The sequence below is a fragment of the Microvirga sp. 17 mud 1-3 genome, assembly GCF_003151255.1.
GTDB lineage: Bacteria > Pseudomonadota > Alphaproteobacteria > Rhizobiales > Beijerinckiaceae > Microvirga.
The window spans coordinates 960232-977227 of record NZ_CP029481.1; the positions used below are offsets into that span (position 1 = coordinate 960232).

General features: G+C 64.7%; 23 protein-coding genes and 4 tRNA genes. 19 read left to right on the top strand and 8 right to left on the bottom strand.

Going from position 1 to position 16996, the window contains the following annotated elements; genetic code table 11:
• The first annotated feature begins 194 nt into the window (after nt 1-194).
• From C4E04_RS04405 to C4E04_RS04440, 8 genes are all read left to right on the top strand, one after another.
• Nucleotides 195-989: a TVP38/TMEM64 family protein gene (locus tag C4E04_RS04405; RefSeq protein ID WP_109595331.1), complete on the top strand. Its 795-nt coding sequence runs from the start codon at nt 195-197 to the stop codon at nt 987-989.
• The gene (locus tag C4E04_RS04410) at nt 986-2443 is read left to right on the top strand and encodes an NAD(P)/FAD-dependent oxidoreductase (RefSeq protein ID WP_245416231.1); all 1458 of its coding nucleotides are present in this window, start codon (nt 986-988) and stop codon (nt 2441-2443) included. The genes C4E04_RS04405 and C4E04_RS04410 overlap by 4 nt, the downstream gene beginning before the upstream one ends.
• Before the next feature lie 8 nt (nt 2444-2451).
• Nucleotides 2452-3879, top strand: coding sequence for a HAMP domain-containing sensor histidine kinase (locus C4E04_RS04415; RefSeq protein WP_109595335.1), 1428 nt, complete (start codon nt 2452-2454; stop codon nt 3877-3879).
• A 119-nt stretch (nt 3880-3998) separates the two neighbouring features.
• Nucleotides 3999-4075: transfer RNA gene (locus tag C4E04_RS04420), tRNA-Arg, on the top strand.
• A gap of 97 nt (nt 4076-4172) precedes the next feature.
• Nucleotides 4173-4248 (top strand) — tRNA-Ala (locus tag C4E04_RS04425).
• Between the two features lie 20 nt (nt 4249-4268).
• Nucleotides 4269-4343, top strand: a tRNA-Gly gene (locus C4E04_RS04430).
• 14 nt (nt 4344-4357) lie between these two features.
• Nucleotides 4358-4434 (top strand) — tRNA-Asp (locus C4E04_RS04435).
• Nucleotides 4435-4557: 123 nt separating this feature from the next.
• Nucleotides 4558-4827 carry a GlsB/YeaQ/YmgE family stress response membrane protein gene (locus tag C4E04_RS04440; RefSeq protein WP_109595337.1) on the top strand — a complete coding sequence of 90 codons (270 nt, stop codon included), beginning with the start codon at nt 4558-4560 and terminating at the stop codon, nt 4825-4827.
• Nucleotides 4828-4934: 107 nt separating this feature from the next.
• On the opposite strand, the gene C4E04_RS04445 is transcribed toward C4E04_RS04440, so the two are convergent.
• Nucleotides 4935-5165, bottom strand: coding sequence for a YgaP-like transmembrane domain (locus tag C4E04_RS04445; protein WP_371682035.1), 231 nt, complete (start codon nt 5163-5165; stop codon nt 4935-4937).
• Nucleotides 5166-5326: 161 nt separating this feature from the next.
• Between C4E04_RS04445 and C4E04_RS04450 the strand changes: the two genes are divergently transcribed.
• On the top strand, nt 5327-5821 hold the full coding sequence (locus C4E04_RS04450; RefSeq protein ID WP_109595341.1) for a ferritin-like domain-containing protein: 495 nt from the start codon (nt 5327-5329) through the stop codon (nt 5819-5821).
• A 69-nt stretch (nt 5822-5890) separates the two neighbouring features.
• Here the strand turns inward: C4E04_RS04450 and C4E04_RS04455 are convergent, their stop codons facing one another.
• The 3 genes from C4E04_RS04455 to C4E04_RS04465 form a co-directional block, all read right to left on the bottom strand.
• Nucleotides 5891-6151, bottom strand: coding sequence for a hypothetical protein (locus tag C4E04_RS04455; RefSeq protein ID WP_109595344.1), 261 nt, complete (start codon nt 6149-6151; stop codon nt 5891-5893).
• Nucleotides 6138-6779: an acyl-homoserine-lactone synthase gene (locus tag C4E04_RS04460; RefSeq protein ID WP_109595346.1), complete on the bottom strand. Its 642-nt coding sequence runs from the start codon at nt 6777-6779 to the stop codon at nt 6138-6140. Before C4E04_RS04460 ends, C4E04_RS04455 begins: the two co-directional genes overlap by 14 nt.
• An 83-nt stretch (nt 6780-6862) precedes the next feature.
• Nucleotides 6863-7594 carry a LuxR family transcriptional regulator gene (locus C4E04_RS04465; RefSeq protein ID WP_109595348.1) on the bottom strand — a complete coding sequence of 244 codons (732 nt, stop codon included), beginning with the start codon at nt 7592-7594 and terminating at the stop codon, nt 6863-6865.
• A 110-nt stretch (nt 7595-7704) separates the two neighbouring features.
• Here C4E04_RS04465 and C4E04_RS04470 point away from each other — a divergent pair, with 110 nt between their 5' ends.
• Nucleotides 7705-8091 carry a helix-turn-helix domain-containing protein gene (locus tag C4E04_RS04470; RefSeq protein WP_109600764.1) on the top strand — a complete coding sequence of 129 codons (387 nt, stop codon included), beginning with the start codon at nt 7705-7707 and terminating at the stop codon, nt 8089-8091.
• 15 nt (nt 8092-8106) lie between these two features.
• Here the strand turns inward: C4E04_RS04470 and C4E04_RS04475 are convergent, their stop codons facing one another.
• Nucleotides 8107-9099 carry a YihY/virulence factor BrkB family protein gene (locus C4E04_RS04475; RefSeq protein WP_109595351.1) on the bottom strand — a complete coding sequence of 331 codons (993 nt, stop codon included), beginning with the start codon at nt 9097-9099 and terminating at the stop codon, nt 8107-8109.
• A 173-nt stretch (nt 9100-9272) separates the two neighbouring features.
• Here C4E04_RS04475 and C4E04_RS04480 point away from each other — a divergent pair, with 173 nt between their 5' ends.
• The 7 genes from C4E04_RS04480 to C4E04_RS04510 all read left to right on the top strand — a co-directional run bounded on the left by C4E04_RS04480 (nt 9273) and on the right by C4E04_RS04510 (nt 13228).
• A complete protein-coding gene (locus C4E04_RS04480; RefSeq protein ID WP_210204600.1) occupies nt 9273-9830 on the top strand; it encodes a hypothetical protein in 558 nt (185 codons plus the stop codon).
• Nucleotides 9831-9842: 12 nt separating this feature from the next.
• Nucleotides 9843-10238: a phage holin family protein gene (locus C4E04_RS04485; RefSeq protein WP_109595353.1), complete on the top strand. Its 396-nt coding sequence runs from the start codon at nt 9843-9845 to the stop codon at nt 10236-10238.
• The gene (locus C4E04_RS04490) at nt 10235-10633 is read left to right on the top strand and encodes a DUF3618 domain-containing protein (protein ID WP_109595355.1); all 399 of its coding nucleotides are present in this window, start codon (nt 10235-10237) and stop codon (nt 10631-10633) included. Before C4E04_RS04485 ends, C4E04_RS04490 begins: the two co-directional genes overlap by 4 nt.
• 18 nt (nt 10634-10651) lie before the next feature.
• Nucleotides 10652-11401: a hypothetical protein gene (locus C4E04_RS04495; RefSeq protein WP_109595357.1), complete on the top strand. Its 750-nt coding sequence runs from the start codon at nt 10652-10654 to the stop codon at nt 11399-11401.
• Between the two features lie 416 nt (nt 11402-11817).
• Nucleotides 11818-12189, top strand: coding sequence for a response regulator (locus C4E04_RS04500; protein WP_162559275.1), 372 nt, complete (start codon nt 11818-11820; stop codon nt 12187-12189).
• Between the two features lie 74 nt (nt 12190-12263).
• Nucleotides 12264-12758, top strand: a complete 495-nt coding sequence (locus tag C4E04_RS04505; protein ID WP_245416232.1) for a response regulator — start codon at nt 12264-12266, stop codon at nt 12756-12758.
• Nucleotides 12759-12916: 158 nt separating this feature from the next.
• A complete protein-coding gene (locus C4E04_RS04510; protein WP_109595361.1) occupies nt 12917-13228 on the top strand; it encodes an SWIB/MDM2 domain-containing protein in 312 nt (103 codons plus the stop codon).
• A gap of 15 nt (nt 13229-13243) precedes the next feature.
• Here the strand turns inward: C4E04_RS04510 and C4E04_RS04515 are convergent, their stop codons facing one another.
• Nucleotides 13244-13858 (bottom strand): hypothetical protein, encoded by a 615-nt coding sequence (locus C4E04_RS04515; RefSeq protein WP_109595363.1) that lies wholly within the window; start codon nt 13856-13858, stop codon nt 13244-13246.
• 124 nt (nt 13859-13982) lie between these two features.
• Between C4E04_RS04515 and C4E04_RS04520 the strand changes: the two genes are divergently transcribed.
• Nucleotides 13983-14846 carry a D-amino-acid transaminase gene (locus C4E04_RS04520; protein WP_109595365.1) on the top strand — a complete coding sequence of 288 codons (864 nt, stop codon included), beginning with the start codon at nt 13983-13985 and terminating at the stop codon, nt 14844-14846.
• A 53-nt stretch (nt 14847-14899) separates the two neighbouring features.
• The gene (locus C4E04_RS04525) at nt 14900-15226 is read left to right on the top strand and encodes a hypothetical protein (protein ID WP_109595367.1); all 327 of its coding nucleotides are present in this window, start codon (nt 14900-14902) and stop codon (nt 15224-15226) included.
• A 5-nt stretch (nt 15227-15231) separates the two neighbouring features.
• Here C4E04_RS04525 and C4E04_RS04530 read toward each other — a convergent pair whose 3' ends face one another.
• Nucleotides 15232-16284 carry a hypothetical protein gene (locus C4E04_RS04530; protein ID WP_162559276.1) on the bottom strand — a complete coding sequence of 351 codons (1053 nt, stop codon included), beginning with the start codon at nt 16282-16284 and terminating at the stop codon, nt 15232-15234.
• A gap of 109 nt (nt 16285-16393) precedes the next feature.
• Nucleotides 16394-16993 carry a DUF1134 domain-containing protein gene (locus C4E04_RS04535; RefSeq protein WP_109595371.1) on the bottom strand — a complete coding sequence of 200 codons (600 nt, stop codon included), beginning with the start codon at nt 16991-16993 and terminating at the stop codon, nt 16394-16396.
• Nucleotides 16994-16996: the final 3 nt, after the last annotated feature.

The window sequence follows — 16996 nt, forward strand, 5'->3', positions numbered from 1 at the left end:
ACGATCAGCGCCCGAAACGAGCGCCGTCAGCTTGCGGGCTTATGACGGAAGGGCGGCCCAAAGTCAACGCCGCAACCGCCCTCGATCATGCCGCAAAACGCCCTCACGAGGAAGTGACCGGCGCAGGGGGTCGCTGCGCCGCTTGGGTCCGCGGCGCATCCGTTCTAGATGAGGGGCACGAACGGGGGAACAGCGTGGCGGGCAGCAGGCAGCGGGAGGAGGCGGAGAAGCCGGGCGGCCTGTGGCGATTCCTTCCCCTGGTTCTCGTCGCCCTTGCGGCCGGCGCATTCTTTGCCAGCGGGCTTCATCGCAGCCTGACCCTGGACAGCCTCATGCGCCACCATGACGCCGCGCAGGCCTTCGCGACGGACCATCGAGCCGCCGCCCTCGGCTTCTATGCCCTGGCCTATATCGTCATGGTAACCCTCTCGATTCCGGCCTCTGCGCTCCTGGCCACCCTGGGAGGCTATCTCTTCGGCTGGGTCCTGGGGGGCAGTATCGCGGCCCTTGCGGCCACCATCGGAGCCGTGAACATCTTCCTGATCGCGCGCACCTCCCTCGGGGAGCTGCTCCGGCGCCGGGCTGGGCGGCGGCTTCAGGCCCTCGCCGAGGGCTTTCGACGCGAGGCCTTCTCCTATGTGCTCTTTCTGCGCCTCCTGCCGGTCATGCCCTTCTGGGTGACGAATCTCGCGGCGGCCCTGTTCAGGGTGCGCCTGAAGACCTTCGTGCTGGCGACGCAGATCGGCGTCCTGCCCACCACATTCGCGTTTGCGGTGGCGGGTTCAGGCCTAGACGAGGTCGTCGATCGACAGGAGGAGGTTTATCGGCAGTGCCTGGCGGCTGGCGGGAGCGCATGCAGCCTCTCCTTGAGCCCGCAGAACCTCCTGACCTCCGAACTGGTGATCGCTCTGGCCATACTGGGTACCCTTGCCCTGGCGCCCATCCTGTTTCGGCAATGGCGGGGACGGAGCCGAGAGGAGAGACCGTGACGAACGAATCTGCCCCCACCTTGACCCTCAGGCCCGACCTCTGCGTCATCGGCGCGACCCCGGCCGGCCTTTCGGCCGCCTCCCTGGCAGCTGCCCTCGGCGCGTCCGTCGTCCTCGTGGGGAAGAGGCCCTGGGGCGTGGAGCGCCCTGAGCCGGGTGACCTATCCTCCAGCGCGCTCATCGCCGCTGCCGGTCATGCGGAAGCCCTGCGCCGGGCGGGCGCTTTCGGGATCGGGCAGGGCCTCGAGCCGGGCGTGGATGCCGCGAAGCTCCGGGCTCACGTGCAGGAGGTGGTGCGTTCCGCCGCTCCCATGGATTCGCCGGAACGCTACAGGGCGATGGGCGTCCGGGTCATCGAGGCCGGGGCGTGCTTCATCGATCGGCGGACCGTGACGGCCGGCGAGCACGTGATCAGGGCGCGCCGATTCGTCATCGCCATGGGGGCGCGGCCGGCAATGCCCGAGCTCCCGGGTCTCCAAGATATTCCTTGCCTGACGGATGAGAGTCTTCTCGACCTCGCGGTCAGGCCCGACCATCTGGTGATCCTGGGCGGGGGCGTGACCGGCATCGAGATGGCCCAGGCCTATCGCCGCCTTGGCGCCCAGGTGACGGTGATCGAGGCCGGGGAGCGCATTCTCACCCGGGAGGATCCCGAAATGGCCGCCGTGATCGGGCGGGCGCTCCGGGCCGAGGGTGTCACGATCCGGACGGACGCGACGGTCCTGCGCGTCGAGCGCCGGGCGCAGGAGTGCCTTGCCATCGTCCTGAAGAGCGGTGAGCGGGAAAAGATGGTCGAGGGAAGCCATCTCTTCGCCGCGGCCGGCCGAACGCCCGACATCGAAGGCCTCGATCTCGATAAGGCCGGGATCGAGGCTGGGCCTGCGGGAATCAAAGTCGGCAGCGGCCTGCGGACGACGAACGCGAAGGTCTATGCGATCGGCGGCTGCGTCTCGGGTCAGGCCGAGGATCCCCCTCAGGTGGCGAATCATCAGGCGGGTCTCGTGGTCCGTAATGCCCTCTTACGGGTGCCCGTCGGGTACGGCGCCGTGCCGATCTCGCGCGTGGTCCGGACAGATCCCGAGCTCGCAAGCGTCGGACTGACCGAGGAGGAGGCACGCGCCCAGCAGCACGACATTCGGATCCTGCGTTGGCCCTTTGCCGACAATGAACGGGCCCTGGCCGAGCGGGAGGTGGCCGGACACGTCAAGGCTATCGCGACCCGAAACGGCCGCATCCACGGCTGCGCTATCGCAGGTCCTCGGGCCGGCGAGCTGATCGCACCCTGGTGCCTCGCCATGGCCAAGGGCCTGAGGGTGGGCGACCTGGCGGGGCTGGTCTATCCCTATCCGACCCTGTCCGAGGCGACGCGGAGCGCCGCAGTGGAATTTTTGAAGCCGTCGGCGCAGAATCCGTGGATCAGGCGCCTGATCGGCTTCGTCGGTCGCCTGGGGTAAGGGTCCGGATGAGAGCTGAGCGGCCGCATTTCCTGAAAGGGGGTTTTTCGAGGTACCTGGGACTCTCCGGGCGCCTGCTCCTGCTCACCGCGCTCTTCGTCATGGTGGCGGATGTGCTCATCTATGTGCCGTCTGTCGCCAATTTCCGGCTGACCTGGTTGAATGATCGCCTCGCGGCGGCGCAGATCGCCGCCCTCGTGCTCGATGCCGCGCCCGACCAGAATCCGTCCGGCGAGCTCGAGATGCGCATCCTGTCCGGCGTTGGAGCCAAGGCCATTGCGATTCGGGGTGGCGGGCGGCGAAGCCTCCTCGCCGCCGGCGACATGCCGACCGAGGTGGGCAAGACCGTCGACCTGCGCAGCGTGACCTGGGCCCAGAGCATCCGTGACGCCTTCGCGCTCATGCTCCATCCGCCGAGCCACCCCATCCGCGTCATCGGGTCCGGCATGGGCGTCGAGTTCGTCGAGATGCTGCTCGACACCAAGCCCCTGCGCCACGCGATGCTCATCTTCTCGCGCAATATCCTGCTGGTCTCCCTGTTCGTGTCGGGGCTGACCGCGTGCCTGCTCTATCTCGCGCTGCAATGGGGGATCGTGCGCCCTGTGCGGCGGCTCACCGGCAACATCGCCGAGTTTTCCAGCAACCCGGAGGACGCCTCGCGGGTCATTCGGCCGAGCGGCCGGGCGGACGAGATCGGGCTCGCCGAACAGGCTCTGGCGCGCATGGAGACGGCCTTGGCGGACGAGTTGCGCCAGAAGCGGCGCCTGGCCGAACTCGGCCTCGCGGTCAGCAAGATCAATCACGAGCTGCGCAACATGCTCACGACCGCCCAGCTCCTCACGGACCGGCTCGACCGGGTGAACGACGAGCGGGTGCAGCGAATCGCTCCACGTCTCGTGGCGACGCTCGGCCGCGCCATCGCGTTCTGCGAGGCAACCCTCGCATATGGCCGTGCCACGGAACGCCTGCCGCAGCGCCGGATGCTGCCGCTCGCACCCCTGGTGGCCGATCTGGCGCACCTGACCGACCTCGCGCCGGAGCGGGGCATCGTGTTCGAGCAGGACGTCGCTGAGGAGCTGATGATCGATGCTGATCCCGACCAATTGTCGCGGATCCTGGTGAACCTCGTCCGCAATGCCGTGCAGGCGCTGAGCCAGGCGGGCGCGTTCGAGGGCGAACCCCGGGTCACGGTGTCGGCCTGGAGGGAGGGTGATACGGTCCTCATCGACGTGAAGGATAATGGACCAGGCATCCCCGGCCGCCTGCGGGCCGGGCTCTTCACGCCGTTCCAGGGCTCCGCTCAAAAGGGTGGGTCGGGGCTCGGCCTCGCGATCACGGCGGAACTGGTCCAGCTACACGGAGGCACGATCTCGCTCGCAGAGAGCAACACCGGAACATGTTTCCGGGTGCGGATTCCCGACCGTCAGGGCTCCTGAAAATTTTTTTTGGTCCGCCTGCGCAGCTTCGTCAGAAAGAGGCTTGCCAACCCGATCCGAACCCATTAACTCAGCGGTCCTCCGGACAACGCTGCTTCTCGCAAGCAGCTGCCGAGTAAGCGCCCGTAGCTCAGCTGGATAGAGCACCAGACTACGAATCTGGGGGTCAGAGGTTCGAATCCTTTCGGGCGCGCCATTATCTTCGATCAGCGATGAGCTGCTTTGAGGAGGGACTACCCTCAGAATCCGGCCGCCAGGCTCGGGAGCTGAGGCATGACATCGCAGTACGGTTTGGGGCCATAGCTCAGTTGGGAGAGCGCTTGAATGGCATTCAAGAGGTCGGCGGTTCGATTCCGCCTGGCTCCACCAAACCGGACCGCATGGAGCGTGCGGGTGTAGCTCAGGGGTAGAGCACAACCTTGCCAAGGTTGGGGTCGAGGGTTCGAATCCCTTCGCCCGCTCCAAATACGATCGATGCGCGGGCGTAGCTCAGTCGGTTAGAGTGCCGGCCTGTCACGCCGGAGGTCGCGGGTTCGAGCCCCGTCGCCCGCGCCAGTCGATCCGCTCCCCAAGCACGGCGGGGCCTCCGCCGGCCGATTTCACGGCATTCGAAACGGGGCCGCAACCTTAGCCACTTCTGTGCGTTTCCTGTGTGCTACCGGACACGGGGAACATCTCATGGGTATTATCTGGACAATCATCATCGGTTTCGTCGCTGGCGTCATCGCCAAGCTCATCATGCCGGGTCGGAATGAGCCCTCGGGCTTCATTCTCACGACCATCCTGGGCATCGTGGGCGCGTTCGTGGCCACCTATCTCGGCCAGGCGCTCGGGTGGTACCGGGCTGATGAGGGCGCCGGCTTCATCGGCGCCATCGTCGGCGCGATCATCGTCCTGTTCATCTGGGGCCTGATCGCAGGACGCAGCCGCTCCACCTCGTCCTACTAAGGGCGATTCGGATCCGTCGATACGAAAACGGGCTGCAAGATGATCTTGCAGCCCGCTTTTTCATGGCCGCGCCGCGAAAGGGGGCACGGTCGTTTTCTTAAATTCGCTCAGCGCAGGCGCGGGGTCGAATCGTCCGGGCCGAAGAGGGCGGCCTTCACGGGGCAGTTGCCCACATAGCCCCGCCACGCCAGATAAGACCCGCCAAGCAGCGCGGCGACGTTCAGGAGCGGATTGGGGCGCGGCTTGGCGCCCGCCGCAGCCAGTCCGAGCCCTGCCACAATATAGGCGGCACGCTCCATGGTCGTCAGGTTCTGTTCGTCGGAAGCCGCATTCACCACGTTCATCTCCTTTGAAAATTCGTAACCGAAACGCGACGCTTGCGCCGTTGTTCCAGGCCGGAGCGGCCAGGCCCGGCATCGCAAATCGGGGCGGAGAAAACTCGGGAACCAGCCAGCTTGGCTGTCGTTGAGTCCACGCTCAACGATAGGGAGTTGCCGCTATGCCGAGTAAGGAAAAGACTTTGCACGACCTGTTCCTTCATACCCTGAAGGACGTCTATTACGCCGAGAAGCAGATCCTGAAGGCTCTGCCGAAAATGGCGAAGAATGCCGAATCCGAGGAACTCAAGCAGGCCTTCGAGAAGCACCGTGACGAGACCGAAGGGCAGATCGAGCGCCTGGAGCAGGTGTTCAAGCTGCTCGACAAGCCGGCTCGCGGCGTCCAGTGCGAGGCCATCAACGGAATCATCGAGGAAGGCAAGGAAGTGATGGAGGACTTTGCCGAAAGCGAAGCCCTCGACGCCGGCATCCTCGCGGCCGCACAGGCGGTCGAGCATTACGAGATCACCCGCTACGGCACCCTGCGGACCTGGGCGATGGAGCTCGGCCTGAAGGATGCGGCCCGGCTTCTGGAGCAGAATCTCGAGGAGGAGAAGAAGACCGATCAGCTTTTGACCAAGCTGGCCGAAGCGCGGGTCAATACCAAGGCCGCCTGAGCACTCTCATAGGTCCGGAATTCCCGACGCGCCGCGAGCCATCGCGGCGCGTCTCGTTTGGGCAGACGTTCAGTGCTTCTGAGCCTGGGCAGCGCCCGGCTCTGCGCTCAGGGTAAGACGCAGGTCCCCCGAGGCGCCGACCTCGAGGCGGGTCCGCAAGGAATCCGGCTTCTCGAGAAGGTGCAGGAAGGCCAGGATCCTCAGGCGCGAGACCGGCCCCAGCCCGGCAATGACGCGCAGGATGCTGTCGCTCAGCGCGAGCATCAGCTCCTCCTGGATCCGCTCCTCCTGTGGGAGAACCCCGCAGGGCAGGTCGTCAGGCCGCCGCATGGGGCACCTGCCGCAAAACTGGGACGGACAGATTGTGTCTGACAAGACACGGGCCCCGAAGCCCCGCCAGCTGGCGGAGGTGATCGAGGCTCTGGGGTGAGACCGCGATCGCGACCGCGAGGCAGGGCTGTCCCTCGATCGGCGTCGGAAGGCCCAGGGGGCGAACCTTGAAGCCGGCCTGTTGCCATCGCGGGAGCCACCACATCTCGACCACCGCCGTGACCTCCGTGATGCCCTCTTCCAGGCAGAATTGTTGGAATGCCGCGAGAAGGCGGCAATCCGTCCGGCCCGTGCGCCGCTCCCGCACGACGAAATAGCGTGTGCATTCGAAGATGGTCGGGCCGCACAGGGGGCGACCATGCACGAGGTGGGGAAAGGCCTCGCTGATCATGTGCGGCAGGAGTGTCGGGTAGAGCCGCAGGCCGCCGACGGGGCGGTCGTCCTCCAAGGCCAGGAGATAGATGGCTTCGTCGTTGTCGTAGGCGTCCACGTCGCGGCCATCGCCACGGTCGAGGGCACGCCAGCCCCTTTCCTTCACGAAGACCTCGTGGCGGGCGCTGTGATAGGCGTCGAGAACGTGGCGATAGGACGATCTGTTTTCCGCAGTGATGACGTGGACCGATGTCATGCCGGTGACCTCCGATGACTCGGACAGCACTGTCCACGGCGGGCGCCGGATGCCTATTGTAGGAAATTACAGATGCCGCAGCGTCAGGGTCGGATGAGGCGGTGCTGGAGCGCGCGGGCCACCGCATGGGTCTTATTCAGGGCCCCCAGCTTGTGGCATGCATTGGCGATATGAGCCGTGATGGTCCGCTCCGTCACGCCCATGATGATGCTCGTATCGAGGGCGGACTTACCGGCGGCGGCCCAGCAAAGGGCCTCCCGCTCGCGGGCCGTAAGGGGATTGGTGTGGTGTGGAGGCGCCAGGATCTGCCGGATCCGCTCGAAGGCATACATGGCCATCAGGTGGATCGCCGGTTTCGTCTGAGGCGTGAGGTCGAGCTGCGGGCCGCTCATGGACAGGCAGGCCTCGTAGCCGTTCAGCCCATGGATGGGCAGGCAAAAGCCCTCCCGCATGCCGAAGGCGCCGGCCCCGTTCATAACCTCGGCGGCCCGAGGCTCGGTTGCCGGGTCATAGGAGGCTTCCGACCATTCGAAGGGCTGAACGGTCTGGCGGCAGAGGCGGATTACAGGGTCGAAGCGGTCGTAGGACCGGCCCGTATAGAGCAGGTACCATTCCATGGGCCATTTCTTGAGCAGCACCAGCGTCTCGATCCGCTGGTCGGGATGGGGCAGACCGGTGACGATGAAATTCTCGAAGCCGAACCGGGAGAAAGAGCGCTCCATGGCGTCGATCACGGCCTGAGCGGCTGTCAGCAGATCGAGTTCCTCGATGAAGGCGAAAGCATCTTTTGCGTAATCGACGCTGCGGCCGGTCACGGCATCCTCCCCAAATTTATACAATTATGAGGTGAATTCACAATAAATTCAACTTTGGGTTTGAGATCGGGAGGGCTCCCGTTATGGTGGCGCCAACGCAGGAGGTGTTCGTGCAGAAGAAGTCCCCCGGCCCGATCGACAGGCATATCGGCAACCGTGTCCGCCTGCGGCGGATGTCGATCGGCATGAGTCAGGAAAGGCTGGGAGAGGCGCTTGGCCTGACGTTCCAGCAGGTCCAGAAATACGAGAAGGGCACCAACCGCATAGGCGCAGGCCGGCTCTTGGCCGTTGCCAAGATCCTGGGCGTCGGCATTGAGTTCTTCTTCGAAGGCCTGCCGGAGCTGGAGCCGTCGGGTGATCCGGGCGAACGGATCATGAACGCGTTCATGCTGGTCCCCGAGAGCGAGCGCCTCGTCCGGAGTTTCATGCGCCTTCCGGATGGGGAGGCGCGCCGCAAGGTCGTCGATCTGGTGGATTGGCTTGCCTCGAGCCGCTGAGACAGCCCGGAGAGGTCAGGCCCTCGCCTCGCCGACATCGTCCGCCATGGTCGCTCCGCGCGCCCCCAAGGGCTTGGTCGGGCCGACCGTGGTGTCCTGCGCGGTCTGGTGCTCGATCTCCGCATTGAGCTCGGCGCCCACGAGCACGACCCAGAGAGACAGATAGATCCACATCATGACGCCGATGATGGTGCCGAGAGAGCCGTATGTGGCGGAATAATCGGTCCAGTTGGACAGGTACCATGAAAACAGGATCGAGAAGACGAGCCAAATCGCGGCGGCCGCGGCGGAGCCGGGCGTGATCCAGTGCCACCGCGCCTCCCGACGGCTCGGGCCGTAGCGGTAGAGCAGGGCGAGCCCGAAAAGAGCGACGCCGAACATCAGGATAGCGGGCAGGAACGTGACCAGCATCTCGCCCACGAAGCCCAGATGGAGGAACCGCACGAGCAGCGGAACGCCGATCACGAGATTGATGAGCACCACGAAGAACACGATGGCGCCGAGCGTGAAGCCGAGGGACACGAGGAGCAGCCGGAAGAAGCTGCGCTTCTCGGTCTCGTCATAGGCGACGTTGAGCGCGGCGAACAGGGCGCGCATCCCGCTATTGGCGCTCCACAGGGCCAGCAGAACGCCCCCGGCGAAGCTCAGCCCCAGGGTGCTGGTGCGGTTGCTCGTCAGCCGCTGGAGTTCCGCGCCGATGAGGTCGAGAACGGCTGCAGGAACATAGCCTCGCATATCGGCAAGATGCTCGCCGATCGCGATAGGATCGGCGATCAGTCCATAGAGCGAGACGAGAGCTGCGAGGGCCGGGAAAAGCGAGAGAAGGATGAAGAAGGCGGTAGCGCCTGCCACCGTGCCGACCTTGTCCTCCAGGATCTCGTCCCACAAGCGGAGGAAGATGTCCTTCCATCCCAGCCAGGGAATATGGAAGGGCTTCCAGGCCTCTCGGCCGCGGCCGTGCTCCCGGGCTCTGAGATGGTTCACCCGGTTGGAAACCGCGTCGTTCATGCCGTCCTCTGCTGCAAACTTGTCCGTATGGATGAACGCCGGCGCCGGGCAAAGTGTTGCGGGTCTCCCGTGCGCCGTTCCCGGACGCGCGGCCCCTGTGCGTGTCCGGCGCAGGCGCGCGGAACCTGCTGCGCTTCAAGGGGTTACCTTCTCGCGACCGGATAGAGGATACCATGAGCGTGGGACAGCAAGGCAGCGACACCAATCGCCAGAAGCAGGGTGAGAATGAAAACTGGGATGCGCTGAAGAGCGATGTCGGCGAGATGGCCGATGCGGCCGTCGAGCACGGCTGGCACTTCATCGATGCGGCCCGCGAGCAGGCGACCGATTATGCCGACCGTCGCAAGAGCGATGTGGCGCAGTCGGTGGCGGATTTCGCCAGTTCCCTGCGCGGCTCGACCCAATCCTTCCAGGATCGTCCCAACATCCAGGCGGTCGTAGACAGTGCGGCAGAAGGGCTCGACCATCTGGCCGAGACCATCCGCGAGCGTAGCTTCGCCGACATCTTCAACGACGTTGAGAATGTCGCCCGCAGGCGGCCCGCGACCGTGGCAGCCGTGTCGATGGCCATTGGCTTCCTGGCGGCGCGGTTCATCAAGAGCACGGCCGAGGACTTGCGCGAGGATGCCTATATCGCACCGCGGTCGCAGGGACGGCGCGGCGCCAACCGTCGCGGACAATCGGCGCAGACCCGCAACGGCCAGGCCCGCAGCGGCAATGCGTCCAGCTGACGGAGCCTGATCATGCCGGACCGTGAGTACCAGACCATACAAGGCCTCGTCGTCGAGGCGATACGCGACAGCAGCGATCTGGCCCAGAAGGAATTTGCGCTGTTCCGCACGGAGATCTCGACCAACCTTCGCACTCTGTTCATGGGGCTTGCGATGGTGGTCGTTGCGGCGGTCTTTGCCATTGCGGCCTTGATACTGTTCACCGATGCGCTCGTGAAATGGCTCGCCACGGTGGTGAATTCCGAGGCGCTCGCGGCGCTCATAGTGGGTGGCGTTCTGGCGATCATTGCCATCGGCCTTCTCCTCTATGCGCGTCACGCCATGTCCCTCTCGGCGCTCGCGCCGCAGCGGACCGTGCGCTCGATCAAGCGCGACGCCGAAGTTCTGTCCGAAAGGGTCGCCGGATGACGCAGGAAATCGATGAACTTGAACGCGACATCGAGCGCAGCAGAGCCAAGCTCGATCTGACGATCGATCAGCTTCAGAGCAAGCTATCCGTTTCGGGCGTCGTGGACGACATGCTCGGAACGGCGCGGAATGGGCGCTACGGCCCGGCCTTCGATCACATGCTGACGACGATTCGGCGCAATCCCGTGCCCGTCATGCTTATCGCGGCCGGCATGGGCCTTCTCTTCTATAGGCTCGGACGCAAGCCGCGCGTCCGTACCCATGTGCGCATCACGGCCGACGAGGACCTCGCGCTCTATCCGGAAGAGCCGCGCCTCTACGAAACCGGCGCATCCCCGCTGCAATCCCCACAGGACGTCATGGAACGCCGCCGCGGCGTCAACATGCGCATCTGAATTCAACAGGAGATCTTTATGGCTGACCCGAAGAACGAACCAGGCAAGTCGCAGAACCAGCAGAAGGGCGGCTCGGACAGCGGCTCCGGCGGGAAGATCTCCGCCGGTACGTCTGTCGGCCATGTGGGCGAGTCACCCATGCCTCATGCTCAGGGCGGCGGTAAACCCGCCCAAAGCTCGACTCTTGCGTCCCACACCTCTCAACCCCTGGGCGGGCAGAGCTCCGGCGGTGGCCGTTCTCAGGACCAGTCCTCGGGCGGTCTCGCCGATAAGGCGCAGCAGACGGCCCAGCAGGCTGGTGAGAAGGTCCGGGATGCGGCCGAACAGGCGCGCAGCAAGGCCAATGAGGCTTACGAGGCAGCCTCGGACTGGGCGCAGGATACCTATGAGCGGGCTTCCGACTGGGCATCCGACCGCTACCAGCACCAACAGGAGCGGCTCGGTGACGTGCGCGAGCGCTCGATGAGGCAGTTCGGCCGGGCCCGTAACGGCGTGCAGAACTATGTCGCCGAAAATCCAATGGTGGTCGGCCTTGTCGGCTTGGCGGCCGGCCTGCTCCTGGGAGCCCTGCTGCCGCGCACGCGTCGCGAGGACGCCATGTTCGGCGAATGGGCGGACGATGTCCGCAACCAGGGCATGCGCTACGCGCGGACGGCTGCGGAGCGCGGGCGGGAATACGTGGAGGAGACGTTCGCGGGCGACGAGGAACGCTTCAGCCGCCACGAGAGCGAATTCCGACCCGATCGGCCAGGTGCAAACACCCACTGATCAATCCGACAGAACGAAAAAGCGCCGGCATCGACCGGCGCTTTTTTCATGGGCGATTGCCGAAAACGTCCGACAGGCGGCCGAAAAAGCAACGGCCACGGCGAAATCATGCGCGTACATCCGGCGTCATGACCTCGGCATCGTGACCGTCTCCGGCATCTTCCGCCGGTTGGTCATAAGATAAGGATCGGGCGTGACGGTTTAAAGACGCCTTCCGGCGAACTCTGGGGGTGCTGCGCCCAACTGGCACTTACGCGTGTTTACCATAATCCTTCTAAGCCTTTTTCCGTCTATTCCGCTGCGGAACCCGACGGCTGTCCGGCCGTTCTCTCTGTGTTCACCTGATAAAGTTGCGCTGATGCGTTCATGGAGTCGATTGCGCAGGTCCGAGATCATTCATCTGAGGGAGTCGGTGTGTGCGTATTCTCATTGTGGAGGACGATCCATGCATTGCGATGGATATCCAGACGATCCTTGAGGAAGAGTCCCACGAGATCGTCGGAGTTTACGAATCCGTCCGTGAAGCCATGCGGCACTTAGGCGACGGATTTGACTATGCTTTGCTGGACATTGATCTGGTTGACGGCAAAAGCTTCGGCATAGCCTCGGAACTGATGCAGAGGGGGATCCCATTTGCATTCGTGTCCGCGTCGTCGCCCCAGGAGCTTCCAGCCGATCTGAAGAGAGCCTCCTTCATCCCCAAGCCCTTTGAAGAGAGAACGCTTCTGCGCTCCATCGGGCAGGGTGCCCCGGCGGCCGCCTTGCAGCAAAGACGGGCGGAGGCCTGAGTATCCGTTGACCTGTCCGGCTTCGAGCGATAAGGCGCAGGCCTCTCGTTTCGGAAGGGCCGGAACAACTTTGGGTGCTGCGCGTTAAAGATCGTCGAGTCACGAGTTTCAGTATGATGGTCGAGGAACAGTCCACAGTTCTTTTGGTCGAGGACGAGCCCCTCATCCGCCTATTCATCTCGGATCTGTTGGAAGACGCAGGGTTCAAAGTCGTCGAGGCGGCAAATTCTGCCGAGGCTCTGACGATTCTTGAGGCCGGGATGCAGGTCGACGTCCTTTTGACGGATGTGGACATGCCCTATGGCTGTAACGGCTTTGAGCTGGCCCATAAGGTTCATGCCAAGTGGCACCGGACCGAAATCCTCATCATGTCGGGGCGGCAATGGCCATCGAACGGGGATCTGCCCCCCGGCGCCGCATTCTTGGCGAAGCCCTGCCCGAACGAAGCCATCGTCTCGCACGTGCATTCCGCGGCCGAACGGACGCGACGGATCTGGGCGGATACAAGAAAGCCGAGCGTTTCCAGGGATTTGGTCGCCAATGTCGTTCCGTTCCCGAAAACCGCTTAATCCTCCCCAAAACGGTCTTGCTGACCGCGCGGAGCACACATAAGCTCTGCCACCATTGGCCATCTGACCGGCGAACCGCTTCAGGCCAGGCCGATGGACCTTCACAGACCCTTCGACGGCTGCGAGGGGTCTCTTCTCATCCATCCTCGGAGGAATCCATGCCGACCAAGACGACAGACGGAAAAGCCGGTGCGAAGAAGCCTGCGGCCACGAAAGCAGCCGGATCCAAGCCCAACGCTCTTCAGCAGCCCTTGCAGCCGTCCAAGGAATTGGCGGCGGTCGTCGGCTCGAACCCGCTGCCCCGCGGCGAGGTCGTGAGCAAGATGTGGGACTACATCAAGAAGAACAACCTTCAGAATCCCGAAAACCGGCGCGAAATTCTCGCGGACGACAAGCTGAAGCCCATCTTCGGCAAGCCCAAAGTGACCATGTTCGAGATGAACAAGCACATCGCCCAGCATCTTAAGTAAGGGGCGGGCTCTTCTTCAGGAATCCTGCCGCCATCGTGAGAGCGGCAGGATCTCCGGCTTTTCCCCGGGCGCCCTGGCCCAGGGATCGACCGCCCATTCGAGGCGGTTTCCTTTTTCGGTGATGACGGCTGTCGTGTGCGGATAGCGCCCGTCGATGAAAAGGCCCCGCGATGCGGGGCGTTCCACCTCATGATAGGCCAGAAGTCCGTGGTCCTGGAGCACCAGGAGCAGGCTCGTCGTATTCGCCGTCTCATCCACACAGTCCATTTGCCCGCCGACGCCCGACATGGACGGAGGCGAGCGCGGCATGTCCGGAGGGCTCCCGAGCTGACGTGCAAGGTAGGACGTGTAGAGCCTCACGACTTCCTCCAGAGCCTTGCGCTCCTGGGCGGGTGATCCCCGACCGGCCCGCAGAAGGGCACTTGCCCGGCCAATCAACGGCGTATCCAGGGCCAGGGCCGCCCGCCGCACGCAGCCATAGCCGTGACAGGCGACGATCCGGTCTCCCGCGGGAGGGGCGTAACCCTGCTCCAGGAACCATGCGCGGGGTTCCTCGGCCTTGCCGCTCGTCGGGGCCATGGCCAGGAGGAAGGGCAGGAATACCGAAATCAGGTGTGGCATCCGCTTCATAATCTGAGTACCTATCTCTCGGTCGCTCGGGGCTGTCGGTTGTCCAACGGGAATTAGGTGTTCCGGCCGGCTCTGCCAGGGGCGACCTGTCCCGCACTGTCGAGGTTCTCCCGAGGTTTTTCCGATGTCCCGCACCGTCTTCCTGAATGGCTCGTTTCTTCCGCCCGAAGAGGCCAAGGTCCCGATCATGGACCGGGGTTTCCTCTTCTCGGACGGCGTCTACGAAGGTGTGGGCGTCCTCGACGGTCGACTGGTCGACAACGAGGCGCATCTGGAGCGCCTTGAGCGCTCCCTGAAGGAAATCAGGATCGACAATCCCTATTCGCGGGCCGAATGGACCCGGCTCGAGGAAGAGCTGGTGCGCCGGAACGGTATGAAGGAGGGCTTCCTCTACCTCCAGGTCACCCGCGGCGTGGCGGAGCGGGACTTCTTTTTCCCGCAGGACGTCGCCCCGACCGTCATGATGTTCACTCAGACCAAGTCCATCGCCGATGCTCCGGCGGCCCGGAACGGGATCGCGGTCGTCACAGTCCCTGACCGGCGCTGGGAGCGGCGGGACATCAAGTCGATCTCCCTCCTGGCCCAGGTGCTCGCCAAGCAGGCCGCCAAAGAGGCGGGCGCTCAGGAGGCCTGGATGGTCGAGGACGGTTATGTGACGGAGGGCGGCTCATCGAGCGGCTTCATCGTCACGAAGGCCGGCAGCATCGTCGTGCGGCCCCTGTCCAATGCCATCCTGCCGGGCATTACCCGGAAGTCGCTCCTGCGCCTGTCGAAAGAGGACGGTATTCCGCTGGAGGAGCGCCGCTTCACGGTCGAGGAGGCCTATGACGCCGCCGAGGCCTTCCTGACCAGCGCATCGAACTTCGTGGTGCCCATCGTGTCCATCGACGGCCGCCAGATCGGTGACGGAAAGCCCGGCCCGATCACCCAGAGGCTGCGCGATCTCTACCTTCAGATGGCCCGGGAGCCTGCCTTGGCGGCCGAGTAACTGGGCAGGAACCTCTCCTCCGGCGGTCCGTTTCCTCTCAAAGGAGCGGATCCATGAAGAGATGGTTCATTCTCGCGGTCATGACCGTGGCCGGACCGGCAGGGGCATTCGCCCAGGCGCCGGTCCTGCCGCAGCAGGCGCCGAACATGCCTGCCCCGAACCAAGTGCCCGCCGAGAAGATCAAGCCCCATGACCCGTCCGAAACGGGCTCGACCGGAACCTTGAGCGACAAGCTCGAGAAGAGCGACGGCGTCATCAAGCCGCCTGCGACCGCGACCCCGGACATGACGGTTCCGGCCCCGGTCCCCAATCCGGGCACGACCCCCGTCATCCCGCCCCCGGGAAGCCCGGGCGGCAATCAGACGGTGGTTCCGAAATAGGAAACTCAGCCGGCGCGCTTGCGCCGGCCGGTTTTGGAAGCCGGGCCCTTGCGGCCCGGCTTTTTGTCGTTCGGCTTTGCGTCGCCGCCGACGATCAGGTCGGCGAGGTCCGTGATCTGCCGACGAAGCTCTTCGTCGGAGCTGCCCGTTGCGGGAAGAGCCGCCTGTCCGAGCTCGGCCTCTGCCGCTTCGGCTCCTACCTTTGCGTCCAAGGGGGCGACCGCGACCTTCTCGCTCAGGTCGGTCTCGAGCTCCCGAATGCGCTGTTCGAGAATGAGGCCTCGTTCCTGTTCGGCCGTCAGGCTCTTGGCGAGCTCCGTGAGGCGCTTGCGCTCGTCAGTGAGCTCGCTGTGCCGTTCGTTGAGCGCTCGCTCGAAATCGTCGCCGCGTGCGGTCTGCGTCATGAGCCGTGTTTCAAGGTTGGAAATCGTGATCCGCTTGACATCGAGCTCGCTCAGGGCGGCCCTTAACCGCTCCTCGGCATCCTTGTGAGCGCCATCGCGCTCGGTTGCCCGCTCTTCGGTTCTCTCAAGGGCGGCTTTCGTGCGGATCAGGTCCGACTGGGCATTATCCAGTTCCCTCCGCGTGTTCGAGAGCTCGTCCAGGGTGGCGCGGTGCGCATTTTCCAGGGCCGCAAGGGTTTCGCGGGCGCCCGACAGGGATGTGCGGGTCTGCGCCAGCTCCTCCTCGGTCGACGCCAGCTTGTCCTGGGTCGCCTTGAGCTCCGCATCCCGTGCCGCGATCACGGCGTCGCGTTCCGTAAGCGTATCCTCCAGCGCCTGGATGCGCAGAGCGCGGCGGCCCAGCTCCTCCATGCTCTCGTGCTTGACCGCCTGGGCCTCCTCGGCCTTACGCTCGATGCGCCGCTGCAGAACGGCGAATTCCGCGCGCAGATGGTCCTTCTCGGCGGTCAGCTCCGCGATGGACATGGGGAACAGGGCCTCGACCCGGCGGCGCGCCAGGCGCTCCGCACGTGTGTTGATGGCCGGAATGATAAGGAGCGCAATCAGGGTTGCCGCCAGGAACCCCAGCGCGAAGATCATGATGGTTTCGACCACGCGGACTCAAACTCCCAGGTGCACGATCGGAAACGCTCAAGCACCAATCTTGTGCCCGCGCCGCTCACCAGGGCCCGACTGAGCCCTGGACAGCCCTTTTTAGCGCAGATCAGAAGGGATTCCAGGTCGGCTCGGGGGTGAACTTCAGATATCCCATATTGACGCCGAGGCGCGCACCCACGCCGGTGCGGATCGGCACGACGACCATTTCGTCGGCGGCCGCAGCCGAGATCCCGAAGCCGCCGACCAGATAGGCGGACCCATCGACGCCGACGAAACGGCGGTAGAGGGCATTGATGGCCGGGAGGTTGTAGACCAGCATCATCGTGCGCGCGCCTTCGCCGCCCACGTCGAAGCCGAGGGACGGCCCCTGCCAGAAGACGCGCTGCTGGCCCGCATTGCGGGTGAACAGCTTGCCCTCGCCGTAGCGCAGGCCGCCGAAGAAGGCGCCGGAGGCTTCCTGGCCAAGAATGTAGCCGTTCGGCTCACCCCAGCGGCGGACCGCCTCCTCGACGGCTAGGGCCAAGCCCCGGGACGCGGAGCCGAAGAACTGGTGCCCGGACTGGACGAGGTCGTTCGAATTGTAGGAATTCGGCGCCGCGGGGGCGGCGTAGTTGGAGCGGGATACCTGCGCCGAGGCCCCTGTGGCGGAGGCCCCGAAGAGAGCAGCCGTGACGGCTGCCGCCAGAAGGATCGTTCGCGAGCTCATGAG

Excerpts from the sequence above, each read along its gene's own strand:
- C4E04_RS04415 (WP_109595335.1), top strand. The coding sequence starts at position 2,452 with ATGAGAGCTGAGCGGCCGCATTTCCTGAAAGGGGGTTTTTCGAGGTAC.
- C4E04_RS04440 (WP_109595337.1), top strand. The coding sequence starts at position 4,558 with ATGGGTATTATCTGGACAATCATCATCGGTTTCGTCGCTGGCGTCATC.
- C4E04_RS04450 (WP_109595341.1), top strand. The coding sequence starts at position 5,327 with ATGCCGAGTAAGGAAAAGACTTTGCACGACCTGTTCCTTCATACCCTG.
- C4E04_RS04455 (WP_109595344.1), bottom strand. The coding sequence starts at position 6,151 with ATGCGGCGGCCTGACGACCTGCCCTGCGGGGTTCTCCCACAGGAGGAG.
- C4E04_RS04460 (WP_109595346.1), bottom strand. The coding sequence starts at position 6,779 with ATGACATCGGTCCACGTCATCACTGCGGAAAACAGATCGTCCTATCGC.
- C4E04_RS04475 (WP_109595351.1), bottom strand. The coding sequence starts at position 9,099 with ATGAACGACGCGGTTTCCAACCGGGTGAACCATCTCAGAGCCCGGGAG.
- C4E04_RS04480 (WP_210204600.1), top strand. The coding sequence starts at position 9,273 with ATGAGCGTGGGACAGCAAGGCAGCGACACCAATCGCCAGAAGCAGGGT.
- C4E04_RS04485 (WP_109595353.1), top strand. The coding sequence starts at position 9,843 with ATGCCGGACCGTGAGTACCAGACCATACAAGGCCTCGTCGTCGAGGCG.
- C4E04_RS04490 (WP_109595355.1), top strand. The coding sequence starts at position 10,235 with ATGACGCAGGAAATCGATGAACTTGAACGCGACATCGAGCGCAGCAGA.
- C4E04_RS04495 (WP_109595357.1), top strand. The coding sequence starts at position 10,652 with ATGGCTGACCCGAAGAACGAACCAGGCAAGTCGCAGAACCAGCAGAAG.
- C4E04_RS04510 (WP_109595361.1), top strand. The coding sequence starts at position 12,917 with ATGCCGACCAAGACGACAGACGGAAAAGCCGGTGCGAAGAAGCCTGCG.
- C4E04_RS04515 (WP_109595363.1), bottom strand. The coding sequence starts at position 13,858 with ATGAAGCGGATGCCACACCTGATTTCGGTATTCCTGCCCTTCCTCCTG.
- C4E04_RS04520 (WP_109595365.1), top strand. The coding sequence starts at position 13,983 with ATGTCCCGCACCGTCTTCCTGAATGGCTCGTTTCTTCCGCCCGAAGAG.
- C4E04_RS04525 (WP_109595367.1), top strand. The coding sequence starts at position 14,900 with ATGAAGAGATGGTTCATTCTCGCGGTCATGACCGTGGCCGGACCGGCA.
- C4E04_RS04535 (WP_109595371.1), bottom strand. The coding sequence starts at position 16,993 with ATGAGCTCGCGAACGATCCTTCTGGCGGCAGCCGTCACGGCTGCTCTC.